A 5,792-nucleotide genomic window follows, 5' to 3' on the forward strand; every position below is an offset into this window, starting at 1 on the left:
GGCGCGGGGTGCCGGGGCGCGGCGGTCGAGTCGCGCTGCGGCGGCTGGGCGTGGCGGCACCAGGAAGCCGGTGCCGTTTAACCGGGCCTTTGCCATAAGGGTCCAAACCGGGGCGCGCGCGTTGACGCTACAGGGCACCGCACCATAAAAGGCTGCATCGCTCCTGTCCGGTCTCTGCCCAGGCCGGGGCGTCGGGGCGTCTCAAAACGTGGCGGAGCGGGATCGGTCCATGTCGAGTATGAAAGACGCGCGCGAGGCGATCATGGTGGGTCGCCGCACCGACGGGACGCGCGTGAACCGGCCTCTGTCGCCGCATCTGCAGGTCTATGACATGCTGCAGATCACCAGCGGCCTGTCGATCGCCCACCGCGCCACCGGCGTGGCCTGGTCGGTCGGGCTGCTGGTGCTGGCCTGGTGGCTGCTGGCCGCCGCCGCCGGCCCCGGGCCCTTCGCCACGGTGCAGTGGTTCCTCTCCTCCTTCCTCGGCATGCTGATGCTGTTCGGCATGACCGCGGTGGCCTGGTACCACACGCTGGCCGGGCTGCGGCACCTGATGTGGGATGCCGGCTACGGCTTCGACCTGCCGACCACCTACCGCACCGGCCGCGCCGTGCTGATCGGCACCGGCGTGCTGACCGTGCTGACCTGGCTCATCGTCATCATCGCCTGGGGCTGAGGAACGGCACATGAGCGAGAAGCAGACCTCCTCCCTGCGGCTGGAATCGGCGCTGGGCCGCGTGCGCGGCCTGGGCTCGGCCAAGCAGGGCACGCATCACTGGTGGATGCAGCGCGTCAGCTCCATGGCGCTGCTGCCGCTGACCCTGTGGTTCGTCATCTCGGTGGCGACCCTGGCCGGCAAGAGCCACGAGGCGACCATCGCCTGGATCGCCCACCCGCTGAACGCCGTGCTGCTGCTGGCCTCGATCGGCCTGTCCTTCCAGCACGCCGCCTCCGGCCTGCAGGTGGTGATCGAGGATTACGTGCGCGGCGAGTTCGCCCGCATGTTCTCGGTCCTGGCGGTGAAGGCCGCGTGCTGGCTGTTCGGCCTGCTCTCCGCCATCGCGGTGCTGAAGATCGCGCTCTGACCCGGGCGGGGCGGCCCCGGATGCGGCCTCTCCGCATCTTGGCAGGCGCCGCCCTGGCCTCATCTGAGCCTTACGGTTTCTGGAATGGCGGCTCCCCCTGCGGCCGCCGCATCTCTGACGGAAGATCGGGACGATGAACGCGATCACCATGCCTTCCTCGGGCGCCTACCGCGTGGTGGACCACACCTACGACGTCGTCGTGGTGGGGGCTGGCGGCGCCGGCCTCCGCGCGACCTTCGGCATGGGTGCGGCCGGCCTCAAAACCGCCTGCATCACCAAGGTCTTCCCGACCCGCAGCCACACCGTGGCGGCGCAGGGCGGCGTCGGCGCCGCGCTCGGCAACATGGGCGAGGATGACTGGCGCTGGCACATGTACGACACCGTCAAGGGGTCGGACTGGCTGGGCGACCAGGACGCCATCGAGTACATGTGCCGCGAGGCGGTGCCGGCGATCATCGAGCTCGAGCATTTCGGCGTGCCGTTCAGCCGCACCGAGGACGGCAAGATCTACCAGCGGCCCTTCGGCGGCCACATGCAGAACTACGGCAAGACCCCGGCCATGCGCGCCTGCGCCGCGGCCGACCGCACGGGCCATGCCATCCTGCACACGCTCTACCAGCAGTCGCTGAAGCACAATTGCGAGTTCTTCGTCGAATACTTCGCCCTCGACCTGATCATGGACGAGGAAGGCGCCTGCCGCGGCGTGATGGCCTGGAACCTGGAAGACGGCTCCATGCACCGCTTCCGCGCCCAGACCGTGGTGCTGGCCACCGGCGGCTATGGCCGCGCCTATTTCTCCTGCACCTCCGCCCACACCTGCACCGGCGATGGCGGCGGCATGGTGCTCCGCGCCGGCCTGCCGCTGCAGGACAATGAGTTCGTGCAGTTCCACCCGACCGGCATCTACGGCTCCGGCTGCCTGGTGACCGAGGGCGCGCGCGGCGAGGGCGGCTACCTGACCAATTCCGAGGGCGAGCGCTTCATGGAGCGCTATGCCCCGACCGCCAAGGACCTGGCCTCGCGCGACGTCGTCTCCCGCGCCATGTCGATGGAGATCCGCGAGGGCCGTGGCGTCGGCCCGCACAAGGACCACATCCACCTGCATCTGGAGCATCTCGGCGCCGACCTGCTGCATGAGCGGCTGCCCGGCATCTCCGAGACCGCGAAGATCTTCGCCGGCGTGGACGTCACGAAGGAGCCGATCCCGATGCTCCCGACCGTCCACTACAACATGGGCGGCATCCCCACGAACATCCATTGCGAGGTGCTGGCCGCGACCGGCACCGACCAGGATCGCGTGGTCCCCGGCCTGATGGCGGTGGGCGAGGCGGCCTCGGTCTCGGTGCATGGCGCCAACCGCCTGGGCACCAACTCGCTGCTGGATCTCGTGGTGTTCGGCCGCGCCGCCGCGCTGCGCGCCGCCGCCACCATCAAGCCGGGCGCCACCCAGGCGCCGCTGCCGCCCAAGGCCGGCGAGATGGCGCTGGACCGCCTCGACCGCGTCCGCCACGCCAAGGGCGACATCTCGGTGGCCGAGCTGCGCCTGAACATGCAGCGCACCATGCAGACCCACGCCGCCGTCTTCCGCACCTCCGAGCTGCTGAAGGAAGGCTGCGAGAAGATGGCGAAGGTGGCCGATTCCTATAAGAACATCCGCATCGCCGACCGCTCGCTGATCTGGAACAGCGACCTGATGGAGGCGATGGAGCTCGACAACCTGATCGGCAATGCGCTGACCACGGTGGTCGGCGGCGAGGCCCGGCATGAGAGCCGCGGTGCCCACGCCCATGAGGATTATCCGGAGCGCGACGACGCCAACTGGATGAAGCACACCCTCGCCCGGGTGGATGAGAACTACAAGGTCACGCTCGACTACCGCGACGTGAAGATGCGGACCCTGACCAACGAGGTCCAGGTCTTCCCGCCCAAGCCGCGCGTCTACTGAGCAGGAGCGGGTAACGATGGCCACCTTCACGCTTCCGAAGAACTCGACGATCGGCACCGGGCAGACCCACAAGGCCGAGCCCGGCGCGAAGAACGTCAAGACCTTCAAGATCTACCGGTTCGACCCCGATACGGGGGAGAACCCGCGCTACGACACCTACGAGATCGATCTCGACAAGTGCGGGCCCATGGTCCTGGACGCGCTGATCAAGATCAAGAACGAGGTGGACACGACGCTGACCTTCCGGCGGTCGTGCCGCGAGGGCATCTGCGGTTCCTGCGCGATGAACATCGACGGCATGAACACGCTGGCCTGCCTCAAGCCGATCGAGGATGTGAAGAAGGACGTCCGCATCACCCCGCTGCCGCACATGCCGGTGGTGAAGGACCTGGTGCCCGACCTGTCGCACATCTACGCCCAGCTGCGCTCGATCGAGCCCTGGCTGAAGTCCGACACCCCGCCGCCGCCGGATGAGGAGCGCCGCCAGTCCAAGGAGGAGCGCGCCAAGCTCGACGGTCTGTGGGAGTGCATCCTGTGCTTCTGCTGCTCGACCGCCTGCCCCTCCTACTGGTGGAATGGCGACCGCTATCTGGGCCCGGCCGTGCTGCTGCAGGCCTATCGCTGGATCGCCGATTCGCGCGACGAATACACCGGCGAGCGCCTCGACAACCTCGAGGACCCGTTCCGCCTGTATCGCTGCCACACCATCATGAACTGCGCCGCGACCTGCCCGAAGGGGCTGAACCCGGCCCAGGCGATCGGCAAGATCAAGCAGATGATGGTCGAGCGCCAAGGCTGATTTTTCTGTCGGGCTGCCGCTGCCTGGTGGGGACGGGGTCGCTTCGGCGGCCCCGTTTTCGTGTCGGGCTGCCGCTGCCGGCGGGAGGCGGGGCGCCAGGGCGGCCGCGTGCCGGGAGGGAGGCGAAGGCCGCCGCCTGGCCGGCGGCCCGCCCGCGCTTCAGGAGGAGGTCAGCGCATTGCTGCCCGGCTCGCCCGGCTCCGGCGACTCCTGGAGCAGGGACACGGCGGCGTCCTGCCGCATCAGCGTGGTCAGGCGCAGCCCCTCATCCTCCGCCAGGGCGCTGAGCGGCAGATAGGCGCGGCCTCCATCCGGCCGGGTGAGGCTGAGGAAATCGCCCACCACCCCCTCCACCCGGCCGAGCACCTGGCCCTCGGCCGAGGCCAGCTCGGCGCCTTGCTGGATATGGCTCTTGTCGATCATCGCGGTGTCTCCGCTGGGAATGGCATGAGGTGTTAACCGCCCGCGCGGTCGAAGGATGCCTCCGGCCTCAGCTTGGCCGGAAACCATTTTCTTTTCCGTGGGTTGGTGTTTCCGGTGAAGGTGCGGTTGCCGCATCGGCCGTGACAGGCTATGCCGCAATGCGATGGATGGCACCCTGAAGCCGGGGGAGGCTCCGCGCCCCCCTTCCACCGCCGAAGGCCCGCTCCCCGCCTACCGCGCCAAGGTAGCGGCGGGCGAATTGCGTTCCGACCCGGCCCAGGCGCAGGCCGCCGAGATCCTGCAGGATCTCTGGCGCCGCACCCGTGGCTACGACCCGAAGCGCGAGGTGCCGACCGCCGAGCCGGGCAGCGGCTTCATGAGCCGCTTCTTCCGCCGCAAGCCGGTCGAGGAAGCGCCGGGCAACGCCCCCCAGGGCCTGTATCTGGTCGGCGAGGTCGGGCGCGGCAAGTCCATGCTGATGGACCTGTTCTTCCTGTGCGCCGACGTGCCGCGGAAGCAGCGCATCCATTTCCACCAGTTCATGCAGCAATCGCACCAGCGCATCCATGCCTGGAAGAAGCAGCATGGCGATTCGGCGGACCCGATCCCGCCGCTGGCCGACAGCATCACCGCCGAGGCCTCGCTGCTCTGCTTCGACGAGTTCCAGGTGCATGACATCGCCGATGCGATGATCCTCGGCCGGCTGTTCGAGGCGCTGTTCGCCCGCGGCACGGTGATCGTGGCGACCTCCAACACCGCGCCCGACGATCTGTTCAAGGGCCGCCCCGGCCGCGACGCCTTCCTGCCCTTCATCGCCCTGATCAACCGGCATGTGTCGGTGCTGCAGCTGAAGTCGCAGCAGGACTATCGGCGCGACCGCATCCAGGGCCTGCCGACCTGGCACAGCCCGGTCGATGGCCGCGCCGAGCGGGCGCTGAACGCCGCCTTCAAGGAACTGACCGGCAAGCCGCATGGCGAGCCGGAGGAGATCTCGGTGCTCGGCCGCAAGGTGCGGGTGTCGCAGGCGGTGGGCGGCGTGGCGCGGGCGGATTTCGACGAGCTGTGCGGCCTGCCGCTGGGCCCGGCCGACTATCTGGCGCTGTCGACCCATTTCCACACCCTGGTGCTGGACGGCATCCCGCGCCTCGGCCCCGACAATTTCGACCGGGCGCGCCGCTTCATCACCCTGGTCGACACCCTCTACGAGCATCGCTGCAAGCTGGTCGCCTCGGCCGCGGCGGAGCCCGACCGACTCTACGAGCAGGGGGAGAATGCGGCGATGTTCCAGCGCACCGCCTCCCGCCTCATGGAAATGCAAAGCCACGACTATCTGGGCCTGCCGCACCTCACCTGAGGGGCGGCGGCACCGGGCCGAAAGGAAGCTGCCATGCGTCTGATCCCGCTCTGCCTGATGGGCCTTCTGGCCCTCGCGACGATTCCCGCCGCCGAGGCCTCGCCCAACCGGCAGGAGGGACGCGTGGCGGCCTCGGCCAAGGCCGGCAACACCGGCAAGGCGGCGGCCGCGGCGCCGCGCAGCGCG

General features: G+C 69.1%; 6 protein-coding genes. 5 read left to right on the forward strand and 1 reads right to left on the reverse strand.

Features of this window, described 5'->3' with window-relative positions:
- Positions 1-229 precede the first annotated feature (229 nt).
- The 4 genes from sdhC to HMPREF0731_RS09175 all read left to right on the forward strand — a co-directional run bounded on the left by sdhC (position 230) and on the right by HMPREF0731_RS09175 (position 3,829).
- A complete protein-coding gene (sdhC, locus tag HMPREF0731_RS09160) occupies positions 230-676 on the forward strand; it encodes a succinate dehydrogenase, cytochrome b556 subunit (RefSeq protein WP_007003817.1) in 447 nt (148 codons plus the stop codon).
- Positions 677-686: 10 nt separating this feature from the next.
- Positions 687-1,085, forward strand: a complete 399-nt coding sequence (gene sdhD / locus HMPREF0731_RS09165) for a succinate dehydrogenase, hydrophobic membrane anchor protein (RefSeq protein WP_007003818.1) — start codon at positions 687-689, stop codon at positions 1,083-1,085.
- A 133-nt stretch (positions 1,086-1,218) separates the two neighbouring features.
- On the forward strand, positions 1,219-3,030 hold the full coding sequence (gene sdhA / locus HMPREF0731_RS09170; protein WP_007003819.1) for a succinate dehydrogenase flavoprotein subunit: 1,812 nt from the start codon (positions 1,219-1,221) through the stop codon (positions 3,028-3,030).
- A 16-nt stretch (positions 3,031-3,046) separates the two neighbouring features.
- Positions 3,047-3,829 carry a succinate dehydrogenase iron-sulfur subunit gene (locus HMPREF0731_RS09175; RefSeq protein ID WP_007003820.1) on the forward strand — a complete coding sequence of 261 codons (783 nt, stop codon included), beginning with the start codon at positions 3,047-3,049 and terminating at the stop codon, positions 3,827-3,829.
- Between the two features lie 159 nt (positions 3,830-3,988).
- Here the strand turns inward: HMPREF0731_RS09175 and HMPREF0731_RS09180 are convergent, their stop codons facing one another.
- Positions 3,989-4,252, reverse strand: coding sequence for a hypothetical protein (locus HMPREF0731_RS09180; protein ID WP_007003821.1), 264 nt, complete (start codon positions 4,250-4,252; stop codon positions 3,989-3,991).
- A 163-nt stretch (positions 4,253-4,415) separates the two neighbouring features.
- Between HMPREF0731_RS09180 and zapE the strand changes: the two genes are divergently transcribed.
- Positions 4,416-5,606 carry a cell division protein ZapE gene (gene zapE, locus HMPREF0731_RS09185; RefSeq protein ID WP_007003822.1) on the forward strand — a complete coding sequence of 397 codons (1,191 nt, stop codon included), beginning with the start codon at positions 4,416-4,418 and terminating at the stop codon, positions 5,604-5,606.
- Positions 5,607-5,792: the final 186 nt, after the last annotated feature.

Source organism: Pseudoroseomonas cervicalis ATCC 49957 (assembly GCF_000164635.1).
Lineage (GTDB): Bacteria > Pseudomonadota > Alphaproteobacteria > Acetobacterales > Acetobacteraceae > Pseudoroseomonas > Pseudoroseomonas cervicalis.

Coding starts and splice junctions, on each gene's coding strand:
- sdhC (WP_007003817.1), top strand. CDS start 230: ATGTCGAGTATGAAAGACGCGCGCGAGGCGATCATGGTGGGTCGCCGC.
- sdhD (WP_007003818.1), top strand. CDS start 687: ATGAGCGAGAAGCAGACCTCCTCCCTGCGGCTGGAATCGGCGCTGGGC.
- sdhA (WP_007003819.1), top strand. CDS start 1,219: ATGAACGCGATCACCATGCCTTCCTCGGGCGCCTACCGCGTGGTGGAC.
- HMPREF0731_RS09175 (WP_007003820.1), top strand. CDS start 3,047: ATGGCCACCTTCACGCTTCCGAAGAACTCGACGATCGGCACCGGGCAG.
- HMPREF0731_RS09180 (WP_007003821.1), bottom strand. CDS start 4,252: ATGATCGACAAGAGCCATATCCAGCAAGGCGCCGAGCTGGCCTCGGCC.
- zapE (WP_007003822.1), top strand. CDS start 4,416: ATGGATGGCACCCTGAAGCCGGGGGAGGCTCCGCGCCCCCCTTCCACC.